This is a genomic window from Stenotrophomonas sp. HMWF003, assembly GCF_003061285.1.
In the GTDB taxonomy this organism is placed as follows: Bacteria; Pseudomonadota; Gammaproteobacteria; order Xanthomonadales; family Xanthomonadaceae; genus Stenotrophomonas; species Stenotrophomonas maltophilia_AP.
In genome coordinates, this window is sequence record NZ_QAIW01000380.1 from 11,822 (window position 1) to 15,143 (window position 3,322).

General features: G+C 65.5%; 5 protein-coding genes. All 5 read right to left on the reverse strand.

The window, feature by feature from the left end; translation table 11 throughout:
- The coding region (locus tag DBR34_RS23475) for a flagellar hook-basal body complex protein (protein ID WP_258224016.1) at positions 1–406 on the reverse strand (406 nt) is incomplete at its 3' end.
- A 32-nt stretch (positions 407–438) separates the two neighbouring features.
- Positions 439–1,662, reverse strand: a complete 1,224-nt coding sequence (flgE, locus tag DBR34_RS16265) for a flagellar hook protein FlgE (protein ID WP_128097572.1) — start codon at positions 1,660–1,662, stop codon at positions 439–441.
- A gap of 32 nt (positions 1,663–1,694) precedes the next feature.
- Positions 1,695–2,378 carry a flagellar hook capping FlgD N-terminal domain-containing protein gene (locus tag DBR34_RS16270; RefSeq protein ID WP_128097573.1) on the reverse strand — a complete coding sequence of 228 codons (684 nt, stop codon included), beginning with the start codon at positions 2,376–2,378 and terminating at the stop codon, positions 1,695–1,697.
- A 26-nt stretch (positions 2,379–2,404) separates the two neighbouring features.
- Positions 2,405–2,812 (reverse strand): flagellar basal body rod protein FlgC, encoded by a 408-nt coding sequence (flgC, locus tag DBR34_RS16275; RefSeq protein ID WP_128097574.1) that lies wholly within the window; start codon positions 2,810–2,812, stop codon positions 2,405–2,407.
- 3 nt (positions 2,813–2,815) lie between these two features.
- Complete coding sequence (gene flgB / locus DBR34_RS16280; RefSeq protein WP_038688427.1) at positions 2,816–3,211, reverse strand: flagellar basal body rod protein FlgB; 396 nt, start codon at positions 3,209–3,211, stop codon at positions 2,816–2,818.
- Positions 3,212–3,322: the final 111 nt, after the last annotated feature.

Consider the following 3,322-nt stretch of genomic DNA (forward strand, 5'->3'; position numbering starts at 1 on the left):
GGTGCGGCGGGATGGCGATCGGCGCGCCGTTCTCGTCCAGCACCGGATGGCCGCCGGCGGTCACCAGCTGGCCATTGGGCGTGATCGAGAGCGCCGCACCACGGGTGTAGGCTTCACCGCCCCCGGCCGGCGCCTGCACTGCCAGCCAGTTGCCCGACTGCAGCGACAGGTCCAGCGGGTTGCCGGTGATCTGCTGCGCGCCCATGCGCCGGTTGAAGCCGGCGTCGACGTGCAGGGCGTCCACGCGCGAGGCATAGCCGGTGCCCTTGATCGGGAAGGCCTCGGTGTTGGCGAGGGCTTCCTTGAAGCCGGGCGTATCGGTGTTGGCCAGGTTGTGCGAGAGCGTGCCCTGTGCCTGCAGCGACGCACGTGCACCGGTCATCGCTACGTAGAGCGCCTTGTCCATCGTCTTGTTCCCGTGATGCGGTCAGTGGCTCATCAACGGATGTTGATGATGGTCTGGGTGATCTGGTCCATGGTCGAGACCATCTGCGAATTGGCCTGGAAATTGCGCTGGGCGGTGATCATGTTGACCAGCTGTTCGGTCAGGTCGACCGTGGACGCTTCCAGCGAACCGGCCTGGACCTTGCCCAGGTTGGAACTGTCCGGCGCGCCGGTGCGCGGGGTGCCCGAACTGAAGGTTTCCACCCACAGGTTGTTGCCCTTGGCTTCCAGGCCCTGGGTGTTGTTGAAGGTGGTCAGTGCCACCTGGCCCAGCGCCTTGTCATCGCCGTTGGAATAACGCGCGTAGACCACGCCGTCTTCGGACACGGTGATCTCGTTGAGCTTGCCGGCCGCGTAGCCATCCTGCTGGGTGTTGCGCAGCGCGAACTTCTCGCCGTACTGGGTGGACCCGGAGATGTCCAGGGTCAGCGCCAGCTGGCCGGCACCGGTGCTCGGCGTGAACGGGGTCAGGGTGATCTGGCCGTTGGCCGGAGAGGTCAGCGCGCCGGCGTTGTTGAAGGTCAGCGTGGTGGCGGCACCGGCAGCCTGGCCGTCGACGTAGTTGTAGACCTGCCATTCGTTGGGATTGGCGGTCTTGACGAAGTACGAGGTCTGGGTGTGGCTGACGCCCAGCGAGTCGTACACGGTGATGCCGCCGGTGGACTGGCTGTAGCTGTTGGAGTCGGTCGGGCTGAACGGGTTGACCGTGGGCACCTTGGCGTCGGCCGGCAGGGTGAAGCTGACGTTGACCTTGCTGGTCTGCTTCGGCGGGCTGTCGGTGGTGAGCAGCTGCAGGTCGACCAGGCGGCCGGCATCGAAGTTGGTGCCATCGGCGTTCGGCGCGAACACCTGCAGGCGTGCACCCTGCGGGTTGGTCACGTACCCGGCCTGGTCGGTCTGGAAGTTGCCGGCGCGCGAGTACACGCGGGCGCCGTTCATGGACATGGTGAAGAAGCCCTCACCGGAAATGGCCATGTCCAGGCTGCGCCCGGTCTGTTCGTTGTTGCCCTGCGAGAACTGCTGGGCCACGTTGGTCAGGCGCACGCCCTGGCCGATGGCATTCTTGGACAGGCCGTAGCTGGTGGCCGAGAACAGGTCGGCGAATTCGGCGCGCGACTGCTTGAAGCCGGTGGTGTTGACGTTGGCGATGTTGTTCGCGGTGACGTTCAGATCGGCATTGGCAGCGTTGATGCCGGACAACGAGACATTGAAGCCCATGGGATTGCTCCTGGTATGCGGGGTGGGGCGGCTCAGCTGATGCGGAGCACGTAGTCGATCGGGGCCGTGCCCAGGCCCTTGAGGTTGAGGTACAGCCCATCGGAGCCGACGGTGACGCTCTCCACCGGGGCTTCGACGTAGGTGTTGGCCTTGGTCTTGGCGCCGGCGCTGTCGGTGAAGGTGGCGGCGAGGGTGTAGCTGCCGGCCGGCATGCGGTTGCCGTTGGCGTCCTTGCCGTCCCATTCGAAGGTGACTTCGCCGGCGGCCTTGGCTTCCACGCTGATCGTGTTGACCTTGACCCCGTTGGCATCGGTGATGTCCACGTTGACGAAGCCGGCGCCGGGCGCGGCGACCATGCCGTTGGTGGCGCCTTCGGTTTCCAGCGACCACTTGGTCGAGGGAATCAGCACGTCGTGGCCGACCAGCGCGGCGCCGCGCAGGATCTGGTCGCCGGACATCTGGTCCTGGAAGCCCTTCACGGTGGTGTTGAGGTCGGTGATGCCCTGCACCTGCGACAGCTGCGCCATCTGCGCCACCATCTGGGTGTTGTCCATCGGCTTGAGCGGGTCCTGGTGCTGCAGCTGTTCGGTCATCAGGCGCAGGAAGTCGGCCTGGTCCAGGGTGCTTTTCTTCTTGCTGGTGTCGCTGTTGGGTGCGTTGAGGCCGAGCGCGGAATAGATATCGCTGCCCTGGCCGACGCCGCTGGTGCTGCTCATGACGGTATGTCCTGTGGAATGAAGGGTCAGCGACCCATGGTCAAGGTGGCCAGCGCCAGTTCCTTGGCGGTGGTCAGCATTTCCACGCCCGCCTGGTAATTGCGCGAGGTGGAGATGAGGTTGACCATCTGCGCGACCGGGTCGACGTCGGGCTGGTAGATGTAGCCATCGCCATCGGCGAGGGGGTGGCCGGGCTCGTAGCGCTTGATCGGCGCCGCGTCGCTCTGGCTGATTTCCTTGACCTGGACGGTGGTGATGTTGGGGTCGGTGCGGCTGGTGACCGACTGGAAGATGGGTTCGAGCGGCTTGTAGACGGCCTCGGCCGAGCCGGACACGGTGTCGGCGTTGGAGAGGTTGGAGGCGATGGTGCTCATGCGCACGGACTGGGCCTGGAGGGCCGAGCCGGCGATGTCGAAAATGGGGAGGTTGCTCATGGCTTATTGGCCTGTGATGGCGGTGAGCATGGAGCGCACCTTGGATTCGACGAAGCTGAGCGAGGCGCGGTATTCGAGCGCGGCGCGGCCGTAGGCGGCCCGTTCGGCGTCGGGGTCGACGGTGTTGCCGTCGATGCTGGGCTGGACGCCTTCCTTGGCAATCTGGAAGGGGTTGAGGCCACCGCCGATGGCGTAGTGCTGTTCGTTGGTGGTTTTCATGAGGCCGTTGCTGTCCAGGCCCTGGGCATTGCGCAGGGCGGCATCGAAGTCGAGGTCCTGGGCCTTGTACCCGGGGGTGTCGGCATTGCTCAGGTTGCTGGCGATCAGCTTCATCCGCTGCTCGCGCAACGGCATGGCCTGGGCATGGACCCCCAGATAGTCGGAAATCAGATTGGGCATGGCGCGCTCCCACGGGACGATGCGTGGAACGGTGCAAGGGCTGTGCCAGTCGGCGCGTTGTTTCTGCGTGTGGCGCGGGTCGGCAGAGCCCGCCGGGACACGCCGTAAACC